The organism is Pedobacter sp. AW31-3R (assembly GCF_052180285.1).
Taxonomy (GTDB): Bacteria; Bacteroidota; Bacteroidia; order Sphingobacteriales; family Sphingobacteriaceae; genus Pedobacter.
Genome location: NZ_CP197475.1, coordinates 6,212,329 through 6,230,760, shown reverse-complemented (window position 1 = coordinate 6,230,760; position 18,432 = coordinate 6,212,329). Strand labels below are relative to the sequence as shown.

The 18,432-nt window shown below is 42.3% G+C and carries 18 protein-coding genes; 8 read left to right on the top strand and 10 right to left on the bottom strand.

What is annotated here, in order from left to right:
• Positions 1–4: 4 nt before the first annotated feature.
• Positions 5–1,195, top strand: coding sequence for a serine hydrolase domain-containing protein (locus tag ACSBL2_RS25410; protein WP_442589363.1), 1,191 nt, complete (start codon positions 5–7; stop codon positions 1,193–1,195).
• 74 nt (positions 1,196–1,269) lie between these two features.
• Here ACSBL2_RS25410 and ACSBL2_RS25405 read toward each other — a convergent pair whose 3' ends face one another.
• From ACSBL2_RS25405 to ACSBL2_RS25360, 10 genes are all read right to left on the bottom strand, one after another.
• The gene (locus ACSBL2_RS25405) at positions 1,270–1,833 is read right to left on the bottom strand and encodes a type 1 glutamine amidotransferase domain-containing protein (protein WP_442589362.1); all 564 of its coding nucleotides are present in this window, start codon (positions 1,831–1,833) and stop codon (positions 1,270–1,272) included.
• Between the two features lie 70 nt (positions 1,834–1,903).
• Positions 1,904–2,653 carry a glycosyltransferase family 2 protein gene (locus ACSBL2_RS25400; protein WP_442589361.1) on the bottom strand — a complete coding sequence of 250 codons (750 nt, stop codon included), beginning with the start codon at positions 2,651–2,653 and terminating at the stop codon, positions 1,904–1,906.
• A gap of 12 nt (positions 2,654–2,665) precedes the next feature.
• Positions 2,666–3,946, bottom strand: coding sequence for a glycosyltransferase (locus tag ACSBL2_RS25395; protein WP_442589360.1), 1,281 nt, complete (start codon positions 3,944–3,946; stop codon positions 2,666–2,668).
• 48 nt (positions 3,947–3,994) lie between these two features.
• Positions 3,995–4,906 (bottom strand): glycosyltransferase, encoded by a 912-nt coding sequence (locus tag ACSBL2_RS25390; protein ID WP_442589359.1) that lies wholly within the window; start codon positions 4,904–4,906, stop codon positions 3,995–3,997.
• Between the two features lie 4 nt (positions 4,907–4,910).
• Positions 4,911–5,558 (bottom strand): FkbM family methyltransferase, encoded by a 648-nt coding sequence (locus ACSBL2_RS25385; protein WP_442589358.1) that lies wholly within the window; start codon positions 5,556–5,558, stop codon positions 4,911–4,913.
• Entirely contained in the window at positions 5,555–6,874 is a 1,320-nt protein-coding gene (locus tag ACSBL2_RS25380) for a flippase (protein ID WP_442589357.1), read from the bottom strand. Before ACSBL2_RS25380 ends, ACSBL2_RS25385 begins: the two co-directional genes overlap by 4 nt.
• Before the next feature lie 18 nt (positions 6,875–6,892).
• Complete coding sequence (locus ACSBL2_RS25375) at positions 6,893–7,402, bottom strand: DinB family protein (protein WP_442589356.1); 510 nt, start codon at positions 7,400–7,402, stop codon at positions 6,893–6,895.
• A 39-nt stretch (positions 7,403–7,441) separates the two neighbouring features.
• A complete protein-coding gene (locus ACSBL2_RS25370) occupies positions 7,442–8,131 on the bottom strand; it encodes a YjjG family noncanonical pyrimidine nucleotidase (RefSeq protein ID WP_442589355.1) in 690 nt (229 codons plus the stop codon).
• 44 nt (positions 8,132–8,175) lie between these two features.
• Positions 8,176–8,820: a uracil phosphoribosyltransferase gene (gene upp / locus ACSBL2_RS25365; protein WP_442589354.1), complete on the bottom strand. Its 645-nt coding sequence runs from the start codon at positions 8,818–8,820 to the stop codon at positions 8,176–8,178.
• Positions 8,801–9,928, bottom strand: coding sequence for a DUF7033 domain-containing protein (locus tag ACSBL2_RS25360; RefSeq protein WP_442589353.1), 1,128 nt, complete (start codon positions 9,926–9,928; stop codon positions 8,801–8,803). Before ACSBL2_RS25360 ends, upp begins: the two co-directional genes overlap by 20 nt.
• Before the next feature lie 68 nt (positions 9,929–9,996).
• Here ACSBL2_RS25360 and uvrB point away from each other — a divergent pair, with 68 nt between their 5' ends.
• The 7 genes from uvrB to ACSBL2_RS25325 all read left to right on the top strand — a co-directional run bounded on the left by uvrB (position 9,997) and on the right by ACSBL2_RS25325 (position 18,373).
• A complete protein-coding gene (uvrB, locus tag ACSBL2_RS25355; RefSeq protein WP_442589352.1) occupies positions 9,997–12,048 on the top strand; it encodes an excinuclease ABC subunit UvrB in 2,052 nt (683 codons plus the stop codon).
• Between the two features lie 43 nt (positions 12,049–12,091).
• Complete coding sequence (locus tag ACSBL2_RS25350; protein WP_442589351.1) at positions 12,092–12,295, top strand: YwbE family protein; 204 nt, start codon at positions 12,092–12,094, stop codon at positions 12,293–12,295.
• Positions 12,296–12,394: 99 nt separating this feature from the next.
• Positions 12,395–12,655 (top strand): DUF4834 domain-containing protein, encoded by a 261-nt coding sequence (locus ACSBL2_RS25345; RefSeq protein ID WP_442589350.1) that lies wholly within the window; start codon positions 12,395–12,397, stop codon positions 12,653–12,655.
• Between the two features lie 86 nt (positions 12,656–12,741).
• Entirely contained in the window at positions 12,742–15,222 is a 2,481-nt protein-coding gene (locus ACSBL2_RS25340; protein WP_442589349.1) for a YfhO family protein, read from the top strand.
• 269 nt (positions 15,223–15,491) lie between these two features.
• Positions 15,492–16,346, top strand: coding sequence for a UDP-2,3-diacylglucosamine diphosphatase (locus tag ACSBL2_RS25335; RefSeq protein ID WP_442589348.1), 855 nt, complete (start codon positions 15,492–15,494; stop codon positions 16,344–16,346).
• A gap of 29 nt (positions 16,347–16,375) precedes the next feature.
• On the top strand, positions 16,376–17,362 hold the full coding sequence (locus ACSBL2_RS25330) for a glycosyltransferase family protein (RefSeq protein WP_442589347.1): 987 nt from the start codon (positions 16,376–16,378) through the stop codon (positions 17,360–17,362).
• Positions 17,363–17,458: 96 nt separating this feature from the next.
• Positions 17,459–18,373, top strand: coding sequence for a DUF6427 family protein (locus tag ACSBL2_RS25325; RefSeq protein ID WP_442589346.1), 915 nt, complete (start codon positions 17,459–17,461; stop codon positions 18,371–18,373).
• Positions 18,374–18,432 lie beyond the last annotated feature (59 nt).

The following is an 18,432-nucleotide window of genomic DNA, read 5'->3' as shown; positions in this document are numbered from 1 at the left end:
TATAATGGGGAAATTACTGTACGGGGTAGCACTATTGCTATCCCTTTTTCTGTTGGTATGCTGTGTATTGTTTACCTGGAGACCGGAGCTGGTCAGGGTGTTGCGCTATCAGGTACCCAATAGTGAAACGTATAAAATTTTCCCTCAGGCCCTAATTTCTCCTGCTGATACCGCTTTCCATTTTGCGAAGGCAGAACAGATGAGGACGGATTTGGATACGCTCAGCGTACTTGACGGTGCTGATACGCTCGTTTCCTTCAAAGATTATCTGGTGAATGGGAAGATCAACCTCTTTATGGTGATTAGAAATGATACGGTCATTTATCAGCATTTCGATTCTGGTTATAGCGATACGACCTTAACGACTTTATACTCTGTAGCAAAAACGATGGTTTCTGTATTGCTTGGAAAGGCTGTTGAAGAGGGTAAAATAGGCAGTGTTGAAGATAAACTCCTGAAGTATATACCTGAGCTGAATGTGAATCCTGCATTCCGGGATATTGCTTTAAAGGATTTGCTCAGTATGAAATCGGGATTGGAATTTAAGGATACAGACGGAGGGTATGTCGCTGCTTTTTTATCTGATGAGGCGAAATATTACTATACAGAAGATATCAAAAAAGAACTGAAAAGGGTAAAACTGGTCAACCGTCCGGGTACAGTGTGGAAGTATAAAAGTATAGATGTCTTTCTGTTGACCTGGGCCATTGAAAATACGACGGGGATAAAGATCTCTACCTATTTTGAGGATAAAATTTGGAAAAGAATAGGCAGTGAATACCCGGCCAGCTTTGGTCTGGATCATTCCAAAGGGATAGCAAATACTGCAAGCAGGTTCCAGGCTACTGCCATTGATCTGGCAAAGATTGGCCGGTTATATTTAAAAAATGGAAATTATCATGGTCAGCAAGTTATCCCTGAAGGATGGGTAAGACGCTCTCTCGAATTAAAAGGAGAGCTCCCTTCTTCGTCAAAAGGCTGGCAGAAAACTGCGCAACACTATCTCTGGTGGATCCCACAACAGGGTGTAAAGGGGGACTTTGCCGCTGAGGGGATGCGTGGACAGCGTTTATATGTGGATCCCCTGACCAATACAATTATTGTACAGCTTGCCTACCGGGGTGCCGGGAATTATCCATATAGGAAAATAAGCAGGTACTTGTCCGGATTGCCTTTCTCTTATCCCAAACTATGAGAGCACCCGTTATAACAGGTGCTCTCATAGTTTTAGCCAGTTTTCAGCTGAATACAACCCTTGACTGCATTTAATTAGGCATGCTGACCATCATGTACGCCTTCGGCGTATTCTTCCACGATTTTGTCATTAAATGCAGGTAAATCTTTAGGACTACGGCTGGTGACGAGTCCCTGGTCGACCACTACTTCCGCATCTTCCCATAGTGCGCCTGCATGAACAAGATCAATCTTTATAGTTTTTGTCGAAGTGAGTTTGCGTCCTTCAACCACTTCTGCAGAGATCAGCACCTGGGGGCCATGGCATATGGCAGCTACAGGTTTACCGGCTTCGAAAAATGATTTTACAAAGGCCAGGGCATCTTCGTCTTTCCTTAAAGAATCCGGGTTAAGCACGCCGCCGGGAATCAGCAGTCCATGATAATCATCAGCATTTGCTGCTGTAACGATTTTATCAACGTCTACTTCTACAGTCCATTCGCGGTCATGTTTCATGCCCTGAATTTTACCGCTTTCTAAAGAAATAATATGTACTTCGGCACCTTCTTCTTTGAGTCTTTGCACAGGGCTTGTTAATTCAGATTCTTCAAACCCGTTTGCTGCCAATACAGCTATACTACGATTACTTAATCTTCCCATGTTTATAATTTTTTTGTTACCCTTAAACTACAAACCTGGAAAAGTATTGTTTTTATAAATTTATGCCGGATTAATCATTCGTCTTTTTATGGCGGATATAATATCCAGCAAGTTTTAAGGCAATCCAGCAATGGTTGATTACATTGGGAACAAAACCATAGTATTTGGTAAAGATGTGAAAGCGCTCTTTTAAGCTGGCCAGGTGTTTTTGCTTGGAAACCCCACCGACCAGGTATTTCGCCACATACTGGTGGGTATTGACGATGCTGGAAGCTTTTTTTGCTATGCTGATGATCCAGTCGATATCAGCACTGTATTTGTATTGCAGGTCATAGGGGCGGGCCAGGCTTCTTTTCACATAGATCGCCTGGTGACTGATATTCATTCCATATTTGAAACTGCGCCAGCTGAACTTTTTCGGGGCATGGTGTCTTCGTTGTCCTAAACTTTCCCAGCTATCATTGTACATCTCTGTCTCCCCGTAATAAATATCAGCACCAGGGGCGGTGTCAACCACCTTAGATACCGTTTCAGGACCATAGATCTCATCCCCTGAGTTCATAAACAATACATAATCTCCTGTAGCCAGGGCAAGGCCTTTATTCATCGCATCATAAATCCCTTTATCCTTTTCAGAAATATAGTGCCCAAGTCTGTGACTATACTTGTCAATCACCTCCTTTGTTCCATCAGTGGAGTTGCCATCGACCAGGATATATTCAATTTCGGGATAACTTTGGTTCAGTACCGAAAGCATTGTCCGCTCAATATCCCTTACATTATTATATACAATAGTAATTACGCTTAGCTTTGGCTGCATGGATAGATAAGGTTAATGGGGATGAAGTTTAATCAGGGATTCGTATAAAAGGATATGTTTCTCCGCAATAATATCTTCAGAAAAATGGTTGAGGATAGTTAATCTTGCCTGTTTCTGTATTTCTGCAGCACTTTCTTCATGATAAAGCCATTCCATACCGGTAGCTAGGTCTTCGGAAGACTCATAGTCGGCCAAATAACCATTAACAAGATGATTCACCATGTCGGGGATGCCCCCTGTTTTAAAGGCCACCACAGGCGTTGCGCAGGCGAGGCTTTCCATTACTGTGTTGGGCAGGTTATCTTCCAGTGATGGCGTGATAAAGGCATCAGCTGCCGAATAACATTTCGCCAGGTGGGCATCATTATTTATGGTACCCAGAAAGGTGGTTTTAAAGGGAAAAACCGGCATTTCGGCATTGTCTTTATTTCCGAAGATCAGGAGTTCGATATTCTCCCTGATTATTCCGGGGCGGCTGGCCAAATCATTCAGGGCCTCGATCAGGTAAGAAGCTCCTTTATGTTTATCGTCCTTCGAAGGCATAAAACCACTCATCAGGACGAATTTTTCGGCTGAGATCTGCAGTAGTTTTTTGGCTTCTGATTTGACGTAAGGTTTGAAGACCGCTGTTTCAATGGTATTGGGGATGACTGCAGTTTCGCGAACCCCCATTAAACTGCTGAATTTGATGGATTTTGCCATCCAGTTGCTGGGGGCAATGATATGAAAACCGAGATTGGCATATCCTTTTTTCTTCCTCAGCCAGTTCTGGTGGGAGATATCATTCTTCCCACTGATTTTCAGCAGGGGACAGGAACCGCATTGTTTATGAAAGTTCTCACAGGCATAACGCACATGGCAGCCACCGGTGAAAGCATTGCTGTCATGGAATGTCCATACAATAGGTTTATCGAGTTCTTCCAGTTCAGCAAGGTCGGAAGGGCGTAAAAAACCATGGTTAATCCAGTGTAAATGAATGAGGTCAGCATCTTTCAATGCCGGATGTTTGATGATAGAACGACCGAACCATTGTAAAGAAAAAGGAGTCTTCAGTGCTTTGGTAAGCCCTTTGGCAAGGTATCGTTCAGAAAGAATATTGATTACTGCTTTTGCTTTCTGAAAGGGTGTTTTGCTAAAGGCAAGGGCCTTATTGCTTTCTTTAAACTGATAATATACCATCACACTGGAGTCAACGCCATTGGCATTCAGCGCATCGCTTAGCCGCAGGCATGCCCTTCCGGCGCCTCCGTTTCCTTCGTACGTATTGATGTGGACTACTTTCAAATGCGTCAAAATTACATATAATTGTTATCAATCAAGATATTTTGATTATTTCGGTGCCTACTTCGCAGGTAAGTTTATATGCTCATGGAAATATCTTTTTATCCTCGTCCATAGATTCCCTTTTCTGGTGCTTAAAAATGCTTTAATGGCATTGTAAGCGGCTTGGTCTTCTTCAATTTTGCTGGGAAAAACGGTAATCGGTTTTGGATTTATAATCACATTATAAATATCATTTATACCCGAATGCACACCTGTTCCGTCATGACCTATATTATTGACCAGAGAATGAGATGGATTCAGTGTGAGCCCACCTTGTAAAAAGATAGAGGCATACCACCTTATTGCCCATGAATTATTCTTCCCGTTCTTGAATTCCTTCATCTGTTTCCAGAAGTTCATGGTATGGTCAATTGAAAATTCTGCTTTTTTTTTGGCATTAAAATGGGATATAAGTACATCAATGTCTTCCTCAAAATATTGCCAGGCTCTTTCCCATGTTGCCCAGCCCCAACTGCTCGCCGCACGGTAAAAAAAGGATTCAGGGAGCGTCTTATCTTTAAGATTATACATGTATGCCCCTATATGCATCACTTTAGGCTGGCTGCGATAGAGATTAAGTGCATCATTAAAATAATTGAGCGTGTAAGGAGAAGTGATAAGGTCGTCTTCAAAGACAATGACTTGCCCATAATCTTTAATTAGCCTGCTTACCCCGGAAATAATAGACTTTGCCAGTCCCATATTTTCGTTTCTTACAATGACCTCGACAGATTTAAATCCTTCAATATTTTTTAACAATTCACGTACTTCTTCAACCTTTTCCTGATTATATTCGTCCTTTGAGCCATCAGAAAAGATAAAAAGCCGACTTTCTGAAGCAAGTTCATTTTGTTTTAAGAACTTTAATGTGCGTTCCGTATGTTTAGGCCTATTGTAGACAAATAAAGCTATAGGGGCGAATGTTTGCATAATTTTAGATTTGCAGGCAGTTCTCCTGTTTATAAAATATTGTAGTTGATTTTAAATAGAATAGACCAGGGGCAATTCCAGTAAAGGGAATGTTCTTGAATCCGGCTTCTTTTAAGAAAGTAAAGGCTTCTGCATAGTGCTTGCGGTCTGAATCATCGAGAACAATGATACCTCCCGGATTTAGTGCTGAAATGCATTTTTTACAGCAATTTACACGATCTCTGCCATCTACAATAATGATATCAAATTTCCTATGGAGCGATGCCGCTTTCGAGGAGTATTCGCCATCCTTTTCGAGTTTACAAAAAATCATTTCTGAATTTTCCGGTTTACTACTTACTATCTTATTGTACCATAATTCATCATGTTCAACAGATATAACGTGTTGAACCCGTTTGGCATAAAATAAGGTAGAATTACCCGATCCATATTCAAATATCGTCATTTCTTTATTCAGGCGTGGGCCAATAAAATCTATGAATGAATAGGTAACCCATGGAAGGGGGTCGCCATTCTCATTTACTGCCTGGTGGGTATCAAAAGATTTGAACCATCCAATATTCACAAGGTACCCTTTATGTCCATAGGAAAGCAGTGCCTTTAATCTGTTGGGCTTTTCTAGCAGTGTTATAAATGCTTCTAATTTATTCAATGTTTAAATATTTTTTTAAAGACAGTCACCAAAAATAATGATTTTACCATCAGAAAACCCTGCTGTCTGGTCTTGGGAATAAATAATAGGTAAAATGTACTAAACATACAGGCAAAGAGGGTGGCTACAGATGCCCCAACTCCACCGTATAGTGGAATAAGCCATAAATTCAGGAGGACATTGATGATGGCTCCGAGGGTGGTACGCTGGAATGAAATCATAGTGTATCCTTCAGCAAGTAAGTATTGTGAGCTTGCACTGCCCAGAAATACGAAGATGCCTGACCAGATATGGATAGATAACATAATACCAGAACCTTCATAAGCGTTTCCATATAATAAATGGATAATATCATTGGCAAAGAAACTGATGCAGAGTGCGACGGGAAGGCTGATGAATACCAACAGGTCATACAGGTTTTTCAACCTTTTCTGATACCGTTCAAGATCCGTTTTCCGGGCGTTGATAATTGCCGGAAATACCGAAGTCACAATGGCTACAGGAATAAAATACCAGGCTTCACTGATTTTGGCGGCTGCGGTATAAATCCCGACTTCCACATTGCCCACACTTTTCAACATGACCTGATCAATTTTCATGTAGATCGAGATCATTACTGCTGCAAGAATGAGGGGAAATGATTTTTGTAAGAGACCCATAGCCCTCGATTTGCTGAAGGTCCAGTTCCGCATATGCAGCCCTCTTTTTTGATACATGAAAACTAATCCCAGGGCCAGCATCACACTGTCTCCCGTGAGTGCCAGGGCGAAACAGAAAAGCGGCATATCAAATACGACCAGGAGAATTTTAATCACTGCAGATAAAATGACACAGATATTCTGTACCTGGACCACATATTTGGAAGCGACCTGTGACTGGAAATAAGAATCAATCACATTGAATGATTTGAAAAAAGAAGCGAAAGCGAGGATCAGTACAATCCAGGTAAGGGAGTCGCCCGGACGATCGGAGAAATGATGAAACAGTAAATATATACCAATAGTGCAGGGGATCAGCAGCAGGTTAACCCCTAAACGTAAAATTAAAGAGGTTCCTAGAATTTCGTCTCTTTTCAGTGGTTCATTGATAATTTCCCTGATGATAAAAGTATCCAATCCCAATGCCCCAACGGCGGCCAAAATAGCGGTAAAGGCATCCGCAAAGCTGAGTTCTCCGAAAGAAGCTGCACCGAGATATCTTGCGATCATGAAGCCCACGACCATACTCAGGACTTTCCCGAACATCAGCCAGCCGGTATTCTTAATATACTTATTTAAGGATTCCTGATCAAAACCTTTTAATCCTGGTATTTTCATCCCCGCAAAGATGTAAAATTAAAAGCTCTTCTCAATCCGTTTTAACTGCTGCAGATGGTGATTTAAATGGATTTGAATAAAACGCAGCCATGATGTCGCATTCAGATAGCCCAATCGGGGATGCAGGTTCCTGATATTTTTATCGGCTTCATGGATATGGCTATAATCGGCCTCCAGTCTCTTGTGGAATGTCTCCATCAGAAATTGTGCTTCCTGCCTATTGATTTTCTTCACCCTTGAAGCCAGCTTCTCCGGAACTTTATACCTTGCATAGGGAGGAAAACGCCCCCAAAGGAGGAGGAGCCGCACGGTAAATGAAGTAGGTTTACGTTCTCCGATCCCCTGAATACATTGCCCGAGGGGAATTAAGGAAAGAATACTGGCATCAAATATATGCGCGTACACTTCGCTGTATGACCATCCCCCAATAGGCGGGGTCAGCTGAAACTGTTCTTCAGTCATGCCAGCTAATTTTTTCTGGTAAGCAGCAGATAGCGTTTGAATAGCGGAATACACCTGTTCAGTCATGCGGATTGTTAATTTCTTCAGTATAAGAACAGCAGGAGACTAGAAATGTTGGAGTAATTCGTCGAGACGGGTGATTTGCCAGCTCACATCTTCCGGTTTTTCCTTGTTCAGGGGGTTAAAGAAAATGGCTTTTATTCCATATGCCTGGGCACCCCTGATATCTGCCTCAATGCTGTCACCGATCATAATGCTTTCCTGTTTTAAGGCGCCTGCTTTCTGCAGGGCATATTCAAAAATAGCTTTATCGGGTTTATTCACCCCTACATCTTCCGAAATGATCACATTGGAAAAATAAGGGTTCAGGTTACACAAGTCCATTTTGGTCAGGGTTGTTTCCTTGAATCCATTGGAGATAATGTGTAAAGTATATCTTTCTTTCAGGTAAGCCAGGACTTCTTCTGAGCCGTCGAAAAGATTTCTTTTGGTAGGACTAATGCGGACATAATCATCTTCAAACTGTGCCGGTACCTTTTCAGGATGGACACCGAGCTGAACAAAGGTTTTATGGAATCTTTCTGCCCTCAGTGTTTCTTTGGTAATCCTGCCCATATGGTATTCAGACCATAACAACTGGTTGTTTTCTGTATAGGTTTCAATAAACTCGGTACAGGAGTGGAGGCCCAGCGAATGAAGCTGGTATTCCTCATATAAATCTGTCAGTGTTTCCTGTGCATTTCTATCAAAATCCCATAGGGTATGGTCTAAGTCGAAAAAGATATGTTTGATCATTTTGTGGGTAAGGGGAGAATAAAGAAGTATAAATATGGGACAGGTTAGAGTTTTGTGCCATAGGCAAGATCACCTGCGTCACCTAGTCCCGGTACAATATAAGATTTGGTCGTCATTTCTTCATCTATGGCGCCAAGCCATAGTTTTGCTGCAGGTAAATTGGCACGGACATGTTTTACACCATCTGTGCTGGCAATTGCAGCAACGATATGCAATTCTTTGATCCTGTATTCTGCAATTAACTCCTTACAGCATAAGACCATGCTCAGGCCGGTGGCCAGCATTGGGTCTGCCATAATCACCACCCTATCTGTCAGGTCCGGTGCAGAAATATAATCGACCTGGATTTCCAGTGGGCCATTGGTATGCGGTTTACGGTAGGCGGTAATAAAAGCGGACTCTGCGCAATCGAAAATATTGAGCAGTCCCTGCTGCATGGGTAATCCGGCACGGAGGATGGTAGCCAGTACGGGTTGCTGCTCCAGTTTCCTGCTTTGTGCAATACCAAGGGGTGTTTGTGTCTCTGAAGTGACATAACTGAGGGACTTACTGATTTCCCAGGCAAAAAACTCGCCTAAACGTTCCAGGTTCCTTCGGAAACGCATCGAATCCTGCTGTATCTTTTCATCGCGCAGTTCCGCAATAAAGGTATTGGCTATTGAATCGGTTTTACTCAGGTCGAATATCATCTGGTAAAGATAAAAAATTGGAGAGTAATTGTGTGTAAAGCTTACGGCCAACTTTCCCTTTTCCATAATCTGGCAGGGATTCTTTATGCCACAGAATGTAAAAATTTCCTTTCAGCAATTTTACATTGCTGATGAGGGGTCCCCATTTGGCCAGGACCTCATCCATATTAAATGTCCTGTTCTTCCGCAGGATCACGTCATTGATGGCAATGGGGTGGACAAGCAGGTGGGTAGTTTTCTCCAGTTGCAGGTCGTACCAGAAAAAAGGTGTACAGGTGCCGGCCCTGAAACCAATGGTTTCCGGATAGCCCATTCTATAGTCCTTTATTTTATGGTGCTTTAAGAGCTGAAGGTAACTTTTGGGCAAAGAAATAGGCCGGTTACAATCCTGGTCGATCTCTGCTGTTGGTTTAAAAAAGTATATAGGGTTCAGCTCATGTTGCTGGTGGTGCTCATCCAGAAAAAGCTGTAGTCCGGTCTTTTTGGGCAGCTCTGCATGAGTTTTTCCGCGGTTGGAGAATTTGTTGATGAAATCCATAAAACGCCTGAGCAGGCTGTTTGCACCCAGACTGTCTGCCTTATACAGGCAGACCAGGGGGGTAAAAACAAAAGTTTTTTTAGCGAAATAAAGATCAGGATAACGTTTCAGCAACATGTTTTTCAACATTAATGCCCATCCGTCAATCACAGGAAACTCCAGTAATTTTAAGCGGTATTGCAGGCTTTTTTCTACCGGATAACTGCCATCTTCTTCCGGCTGGAAGGGCAGGTATTCCTCATAGCGGCTCAGAAAATAAAATGAGGCAGCAAAAACATCGAAGGGTAAACTGCTGTTATCTACTGCAAAGGGTACAATCATATCGCCAAAAGAAGTCGTTTTAAAACTTGGTTTGACAATTTCATGGGAAAGCAGGAAATCGGTATTCTTAAAAAACAGCTCATTGGCAACCGGATGGTCTGAATACGTAATCTTAGGCAGGGCAGAAGACCTGAATTCTGCAAGATTGGAACTAAAGCCAACTTGTGTTTTCAGAATATCATTGAAAATAAAGTTAAAAACATACCTTATTCTCGGCGTCAGCAGCGGAACATAAACCAGTAGTTTCATGATGCCTATAAATTTAGGATATAATCCCGACAAATCAATACCTCAATAATTCTTATATTTGATATTCTATGAAATTTCAACTTGTTTCAGATTATAAACCAACGGGCGATCAGCCTACTGCTATTGAGCAACTTGTACAAGGTGTAAATGCGGAAGAACATTACCAGACCCTCCTCGGTGTAACCGGGTCAGGAAAGACATTTACGGTTGCAAATGTGATTCAGCAGACACAGAAACCGACACTGATCCTCAGCCATAACAAGACGCTCGCAGCGCAGCTGTACGGGGAGTTCAAGAATTTCTTTCCGGAGAATTCCGTGAACTATTTTGTGTCTTATTATGATTATTATCAGCCGGAAGCCTATATGCCCAGCAGTAATACCTATATAGAAAAAGACCTGAGTATCAATGAAGAGATCGAAAAGCTACGACTCCGGACAACATCGGCATTAATGTCGGGTCGCCGGGACGTCATTGTCGTCTCTTCCATTTCCTGCATCTATGGTATGGGAAACCCGGAAGATTTTTCCAGGTCCGTATTCCGCTTTGCTGTAGGGACAAGAATTTCCAGGAATTCTTTTCTGCACAGCCTGGTGGAGATTCTGTACTCAAGGACAATAAATGATTTTAAACGGGGTACCTTCAGGGTAAAGGGAGACACCGTAGATATTTTTCCTGCCTATCTTGACAATGCTTACCGCATCTCTTTTTTTGGGGACGATATTGAGGAATTGAGTGTGATTGACCCGGCAACGGGGAAGACGCTGGAAAAACTCGAAGATATGGCCGTTTATCCGGCGAACCTGTTTGTTACGCCTAAAGACAGGTTCAACTCCTCCATCTGGAGCATACAGGAAGAACTGGAACTCAGGAAGAACCAGCTGATCGGCGACCGGCAGTTGCTGGAGGCCAAGCGCCTGGAGGAAAGGGTGAATTTCGATATTGAAATGATGAAAGAGCTGGGGTATTGCTCCGGCATTGAAAACTATTCCAGGTTCTTTGACGGTCGTGCTCCGGGCATGCGCCCTTTCTGTCTGCTGGATTATTTTCCGGACGACTACCTGATGGTTATTGATGAAAGCCATGTGACGGTTCCACAGATCAGGGCCATGTATGGTGGCGACAGGTCGCGTAAGATGTCGCTCGTAGAGTATGGATTCCGTTTGCCTTCAGCACTGGACAACAGGCCACTGAACTTTGAAGAATTTGAGCGGCTTGCACCGCAAACGATATATGTGAGTGCTACACCAGCTGATTATGAGCTGGAGAAATCGGATGGGATCATTGCTGAACAGGTGATCAGGCCTACGGGGTTGCTGGATCCGCTGATTGAAGTCAGACCGGCAATCAACCAGGTGGATGACCTGTTGGATGAGATTGATAAGACCATTAAAATGGGCGACAGGGTATTGGTGACCACACTGACCAAAAGGATGGCCGAAGAACTCACCAAGTATATGGATAGACTGAACATCAAGTGCCGCTATATCCATTCGGAAGTGAAAACACTGGAACGTGTCGAAATTTTGAGGGGACTCAGGTTAGGGGAGTTTGATGTCCTGATCGGGATCAACCTGTTGCGTGAAGGACTGGATTTACCTGAAGTATCCTTTGTGGCTATTTTAGATGCAGATAAGGAAGGGTTTTTACGGTCGGAGCGTTCACTTATCCAAACCATTGGACGTGCCGCACGTAATGACAGGGGGCGTGTGATTCTATATGCTGACAAGATCACGGAATCGATGGAAAAGACCATGGATGAAACCAATCGCCGCCGGGAAAAACAGATCGCCTACAACCTGGAGCATGGAATTGTTCCCAAGACGGTTGGGAAGAGTAAAGAGGCGATCCTTGAGCAAACGTCGGTACTGGATTTTGCACCTAATGCAGAGCGGAATAAGGCTTATGTTGAAGTAGACCAGGTGAGCATGGTTGCAGATCCTATTGTACAGTATATGACGAAACCGGAGATGCAGAAGTCGATTGATAAAACCCGCAAGGATATGGCAAAAGCTGCGAAAGATATGGACTTCCTGCTGGCTGCACGTTTGCGTGATGAAATGTTCGCCATGGAAAAAGTGTTTGAGGAACGGTTTAGCAGTAAAGTATTAAATAAATAGAAAAAAGGGCGTGAATTGGTAACAATTGCGCATAAATTGAGGTATGGACGGTAAAAACAGAGCAGACATCTACCCGGGACTGGAAGTAGATATTATTTTAAAAAAGGATCAGCGCAGTGGTCAGCTAACCAGAGGAATTGTTGCCAATCTGCTGACCTCCTCCCCTTATCATTCCAGGGGAATTAAGGTGAGGCTGGAAGATGGACAGGTGGGCCGGGTGGCTGCAATTGTTGATGATATTGATTAAAATCCTATTTTTGCAGGGTTAAACATTACATTTTAATGAGAATGCGGCTGTAATAAAATCAATGCGGCCGCGTCTTATCACTACATAAAAAAATATTAAATGGGCGTTGGAATTCTTAAATTTCTTTTCATAACTGTACTGATACTTTGGTTGATCAGGATCTTGCTGAGACTGGTTTTTCCCATTGTACTGAAAAATCTATTTGGAAAGATGCAGCAGCAGGCAGAGCAGGGAGCGCAACCGCGACAAGCACCGCGTAAACCTGAAGGTTCAATATCGATTGATTATGTTCCGCCTCAGCCTAAAAAGGGAAATGCAGATAAACTCGGTGATTTTGTAGATTATGAAGAGTTGAAATAAACAATTTCAACTAATCGATAATTATCCTTCTTAATCTGCATCAATTTTATATTTTTGGGGTTAGTTTAAATCATAAACAAACCTTAATGAATAACTGGTTAAAAAGGAATGGTATTCACCTTTCCATCATTGCGTTTTTTGTAATTATCTGTTTCATCTATTTTAGTCCGGTACTTCAGGGGAAAGCTCCGGCACAGGGTGATGTTTTGCAGGCGAAAGCTATGCAAAAAGAAATCATGGACTATAAGGCTAAGGATGGCAAAGGTCCTTTATGGACCAATCAGATGTTCGGCGGGATGCCCGCTTATCAGATCTGGGTGCAATATCCGCTAAATCTGACTACCTATGGAATTTCCCTGGTTAAAGATATTTTTCCTGACCCGGTAGGGACGGTTTTGCTTTATCTTCTGGGTGCCTATCTGTTATTCTGCACTTTAAAAATAAATCCCTGGCTTGCGGCGGCAGGAGCTATTGCATTCGCTTTTACTTCATATAATTTTCAGATTATTGCCGCAGGGCATAGCAATAAAGCACTGGCTATTGGTTTTTTTGCACCGATACTGGCTGGTATCCTTCTTACCCTGAGGGGTAAATATTGGATGGGCGCGAGTCTGACCACTCTTTTCCTGGCACTGGAAATCAGGTCTAACCATATTCAAATGACCTATTATTTCATGATGGCCTTACTGATATATATTGGTATTGAAATCTATCATGCCTATAAAGATGGCAAGCTAAAGGAAATGGGCAAGTCATTTGCGTTTCTTGGTGCGGCCATTGTGTTGTCATTAATGGTAAATGCGAGTAATTTATGGACGACTTATGAGTATGGTACGGAGACTATCCGCGGTAAATCTAACCTGACTATTGATAAAGCAGAGCCGGATGCTGGTTTGCCAAGGGATTATGCCTATCAGTGGAGCCAGGGGGTACAGGAATCGCTGACATTTCTGATCCCAAATCTTTATGGTGGTGGAGCAGATCGTCTGGATCAGAATTCCAATGTCGCTAAATCTATTCAGTCTGTTGGTGCAACGCCGGAACAGGCTGCAGGTTTCGCACAGCAGTTACCATTGTACTGGGGTGAAAAACCAGGTACTGCCGGACCATATTACTTCGGGGCAGTCATCTGTCTGCTGTTTGTCTTCGGTTTGTTTATCGTTCGCAACCGCATGAAGTGGTGGATCTTATCGACAACGATCTTATTTATGTTCCTGTCATTTGGTAAGAACTTACCATTTATCTCTGATCTTTTCTTTAATTATGCTCCTTTATATAACAAATTCAGGGCGGTAGAATCTATTCTGGCGGTGGTAGGATTATTATTCCCTATCCTTGCCCTGCTGGCGATCAAAGAAGTTCAGGAAGGTAAATATGACCAGAAATACCTGGTTAAAAAACTAACCTGGTCGGCCGGAATCACAGGAGGTTTTGCATTGATTGTTGCGATTGCCCCAACTTTATTTTTCAGTTTCAGGACACAGGAACATCAGCAGTTGTTGGATGCACTGACGCAGAATTTCGGAGGAAATAATACCATTGCGAACACTATTGGTAATGCGTTGATCCAGGACAGGGTCGATTTTGCAAGAGGTGATGCCTGGCGTACACTCGTATTTGTGCTGATTGGTTTTGGACTGATCTGGGCATTGATCACTAAGAAAATGAAGGCTGAAGTGGTCTTTGGTATTTTGGGTGTAGTGATATTATTTGATATGTGGCAGGTAGATAAACGTTACCTGAATAACCTAAATTTCGTTCCTAAGGCTTCTTTGAATGCACATTACCAGCCAAGGGATGTGGATACTTTCATATTGGCAGATAAAGATCCTGATTTCAGGGTATATGATGCTTCTATACCAACGTTTACGAGTGCGGATGCTTCTTACTTCCATAAAACGGTGGGTGGTGCACATTCAGCACGGTTAAAACGTATTCAGGAACTTGTTGATCATCAGTTTACAAAAAGCGTAAATCAAGATGTACTGGATATGCTGAATACCAAATACATCATTACCCAGGATCAGCAGAACGGCTCTTACAAAATGCAGCGGAATGCTACAGCAGCTGGTAATGCCTGGATTGTTGATAAAGTGCAGTTCGTCAAAAATTCTGATGAGGAAATGCAGGCTATCAGTAGTTTCGACCCTAAAAAAGAAGCTATTGTAGATATCAGGTATAAAAGTGCGATGGATACCACACGAGCAGGAATTGGTGGGCCGACAGCTTTCATCAAACTGGACAGCTATCATCCGGATCATATGGTGTATTCTTACAGTGCACCAAGGGATGTCATTGCAGTCTTCTCTGAAATTTACTATGACAAAGGATGGACGATGCTGATCGATGGTAAAGAAAAACCTTATTTCAGGGCTGATTATGTACTGCGTGCAGCACAGTTGGAATCCGGAAACCATAAACTGGAATTTGTATTCCACCCAAATTCTTATTATACAGGTGAGAAAATATCACTTATTGGCTCTATTCTGTTGTTGGCTGCATTGGGCTTTGCCTTTTACAGTGACTATAAAAAAGAAAAAGGCGGTGCCAGGATAAAAACAGCCTAGTTATTTAACAGGAAACCTGCACCATACTTCCTGTTCCGGAGCAACTGCTCTTAAAAGATATCCTTGTGCACTGCTACCGTAATTAAACTACAGTAGCAGTGCACAAGGATATCTTTTTTTTAATAATATTCTCCTAACACGTTCTTAACCTGTGTTTTGCACATTTGTGTACATCATATACACTCATATGGAAGAAATAGTAGTTATAGTATGCGTTATAGCCTTACTGGCTTTCTTTTTCAGTCCTTATGAATTGACCATGGAAGAAGATGACGTGTAAAAGAGAAGTAGAAATTGCCGTAATTTCGGATGTTCATTTGGGTACCTACGGATGCCATGCAAAAGAATTGCTTAAATATCTGAAAAGTATTAAGCCCAAGATGTTGATCCTGAATGGTGATATTATAGATGTATGGCAATTCAGTAAAAGGTATTGGCCGGAGACGCACATGAAGGTTGTCAGGAAACTGATGAAATTTGTGGCAGAGGGTGTACCTGTATACTATCTTACCGGTAATCATGATGAACTGCTGCGCAAGTTTGCGGATATGCACCTTGGGGCATTTCACCTGCAGAATAAACTTGTACTTGAACTGGACGGTGGAAAGGCCTGGTTTTTTCATGGAGATATCTTTGACGTGACCATGCAGCATTCCAAATGGCTGGCTAAACTTGGTGCCGTGGGATATGACAGTCTAATCCTGATCAACAGTTTTGTCAACTGGTGCCTTAAATTATTTGGCCGGGAGAAAATGAGTTTTTCTAAAAAAGTGAAAGCACATTTTAAAGATGCGGTGAAGTTTATCAATAGCTTTGAACAAACTGCTGCGGAATTGGCGGCAGAGAATAATTATAAATACGTGGTGTGCGGACACATTCACCAACCTGAAATGAGAGAGGTAACGACCGAACAGGGTAAAATTACTTACCTGAATAGCGGCGATTGGGTAGAGAACCTGACTGCACTGGAGTACCAGGACAAACAATGGACTATCTTTAAATATGATCAAAAGGATTTTGTGATCGATGAAGTGGAAGATGGTGTGCTTTCTGACGGGGAAGATCTGCACAGTAAGCTGGATATCAATATTTTATTGAAAAAGATAAAATTAGAAATTGTCTAAAGGATAAAAATTACAGATATTCGGTCAGAATGAAAATACTTTACGCAATTCAGGGTACTGGAAACGGCCATATCAGCCGTGCACGTGAAATTGTACCCCTGCTGCAGAAACATGGCGAGGTGGACCTGCTGATCAGCGGAACACAGGCAGATGTGAAGCTTAGCCAGGATATTGCGTATCAGTTACACGGATTCAGTTTTATTTTCGGAAAGAAGGGTGGGGTAAACCATTATGAAACCTGGAAGTCCATGAACCTGACCAGGTTTATTAAAGATATGCGCAAGCTTCCTTTAAAGGATTATAACCTTATTTTGAACGACTTTGAGCCGGTAACTGCCTGGGCCTGTAAACTTAAAGGAATAGAAAGTGTAGGTTTAAGTCACCAGGCCTCTTTCCAGTCGCCCAGGGTGCCCAAAATAAAAAGTGTAAACTGGGCACAATTGGTCATGAAGTATTATGCACCGGCCACACATTATGTGGGTTTTCATTTCAAGCCTTATGATGATTTTATCCATACCCCGGTAATCAGGTCGGAAATCAGGAATCTGCAGACCAGCAACCTTGGGCATTATACGGTATACCTTCCTGCCATAGATGACCAGATTCTGGTACCTATCCTCAAACAGGTACCTGAAGTCAAATGGCAGATATTCTCTAAACACAGTAAGAAAAGTTTTACTGATCAGAATGTAAGTGTGTGCCCGGTCAACAATGAAAAGTTTAATATCAGCCTTGCCAGTTGTGAAGGTTTATTTACCGGAGGTGGATTTGAAGGCCCTTCTGAAGCCTTGTTTTTGGGAAAAAAACTGCTTGTTGTTCCCATGAAGTTCCAGTATGAGCAGCAGTGCAATGCGTATGCCCTGGAAGAAATGGGGCTGCCTGTCATCTGGGGGAATACTAAAAACTGGCTTCCTGTAATCAGAGCGTGGGTCAGCAATCCACAGCAGCATGAATTTCATTTCAGGGATGAAACCGCAGAGCTGATTGAAAAAGTAGTCAACCAGTTTGCCAGATAAATTTCTTTACTTTGCCGTTCTATTAGAGGCATGATCAATCAATTTAAAACATTAAATCCAGTTAACCTGCTATTGTTATTCGCATATACATTTTTTATGCGCATAGTGATCTTCATCCGTCCGCCAGAAAGGTTAAATTTTGAGTTCCTGGAATCTTATTCCAAGTTCCTGATTGCGATACCTATCGGAGATATTTTTTCTGTTACCTCTAATATTTTTATTGCAGGAATCCTGATTTATATTCAGGCAATTATCTTCAACAGGGTGGTCAATAACCATTCGCTGCTGTCGAAGCCGAGTTATCTGCCTGCATTGCTGTACATTACCGGAGCAAGTTTATTTGAGCCTTTTCTGGTATTGAGTCCTACCCTGATCTGTAATTTCCTGCTGATCCTGATCATGGATAAGTTATTGCGGATAGGGAAATCCCAGACGGTGATTATGATTATGTTTGATGTCGGGATTTTCATTGCAATTGGCACACTGATCTACTTCCCCTTTGTGGTGATGTTGCTGCTGATCTGGTTGAGCCTATTGTTATACCGCTCTTTTCACTGGCGTGAATGGGTCTCCGGACTGGTTGGTTTTTTATCCATCTTCTTTTTTCTGGCGGTATTTTATTACCTGAACGATAATATCGGCATGTTTTATAAGATATGGCTGCCCCTGAAGAATAAGTTCCCTTCCGCATTTAAGATCCAGTATGACGATTATCTCGTCCTGGTACCAGTAGGCATTATGATGGTACTGGCGGCCATTCAGCTGCGGGAAAACTTCTTCCGTAGTTTTATCAGCACCAGAAAAGCATTTCAGATGCTGTTTTTTATGTTTATCATTGCCATAGCCAGTTTTTATACGAAACCAAATTTTAAGCTTTACCATTTTCTGTTGTGTGTTCCTCCGGGTGCAGTTTTATTGGCTTATTATTTTTCCAATGCGACAAAACGCTGGTTTTATGAAAGTCTTTTTCTTATTCTGGTATTGGCAATCCAGTTCTTTTTGTTTCTTTAACTTTTTTTAACAAATAGGAGTCTTGAAACTTGTCAAAGATTAATAGATTTGTGACATGA

Bases quoted from the DNA above. Each gene is read 5' to 3' on its own strand.
- ACSBL2_RS25410 (WP_442589363.1), top strand. From the start codon at position 5: ATGGGGAAATTACTGTACGGGGTAGCACTATTGCTATCCCTTTTTCTG.
- ACSBL2_RS25360 (WP_442589353.1), bottom strand. From the start codon at position 9,928: ATGAAACTACTGGTTTATGTTCCGCTGCTGACGCCGAGAATAAGGTAT.
- ACSBL2_RS25345 (WP_442589350.1), top strand. From the start codon at position 12,395: ATGGGCGTTGGAATTCTTAAATTTCTTTTCATAACTGTACTGATACTT.
- ACSBL2_RS25330 (WP_442589347.1), top strand. From the start codon at position 16,376: ATGAAAATACTTTACGCAATTCAGGGTACTGGAAACGGCCATATCAGC.
- ACSBL2_RS25400 (WP_442589361.1), bottom strand. From the start codon at position 2,653: ATGCAGCCAAAGCTAAGCGTAATTACTATTGTATATAATAATGTAAGG.
- ACSBL2_RS25405 (WP_442589362.1), bottom strand. From the start codon at position 1,833: ATGGGAAGATTAAGTAATCGTAGTATAGCTGTATTGGCAGCAAACGGG.
- ACSBL2_RS25375 (WP_442589356.1), bottom strand. From the start codon at position 7,402: ATGACTGAACAGGTGTATTCCGCTATTCAAACGCTATCTGCTGCTTAC.
- ACSBL2_RS25350 (WP_442589351.1), top strand. From the start codon at position 12,092: ATGGACGGTAAAAACAGAGCAGACATCTACCCGGGACTGGAAGTAGAT.
- ACSBL2_RS25390 (WP_442589359.1), bottom strand. From the start codon at position 4,906: ATGCAAACATTCGCCCCTATAGCTTTATTTGTCTACAATAGGCCTAAA.
- ACSBL2_RS25325 (WP_442589346.1), top strand. From the start codon at position 17,459: ATGCGCATAGTGATCTTCATCCGTCCGCCAGAAAGGTTAAATTTTGAG.
- uvrB (WP_442589352.1), top strand. From the start codon at position 9,997: ATGAAATTTCAACTTGTTTCAGATTATAAACCAACGGGCGATCAGCCT.
- ACSBL2_RS25370 (WP_442589355.1), bottom strand. From the start codon at position 8,131: ATGATCAAACATATCTTTTTCGACTTAGACCATACCCTATGGGATTTT.
- ACSBL2_RS25340 (WP_442589349.1), top strand. From the start codon at position 12,742: ATGAATAACTGGTTAAAAAGGAATGGTATTCACCTTTCCATCATTGCG.
- ACSBL2_RS25335 (WP_442589348.1), top strand. From the start codon at position 15,492: ATGACGTGTAAAAGAGAAGTAGAAATTGCCGTAATTTCGGATGTTCAT.
- ACSBL2_RS25380 (WP_442589357.1), bottom strand. From the start codon at position 6,874: ATGAAAATACCAGGATTAAAAGGTTTTGATCAGGAATCCTTAAATAAG.
- upp (WP_442589354.1), bottom strand. From the start codon at position 8,820: ATGATATTCGACCTGAGTAAAACCGATTCAATAGCCAATACCTTTATT.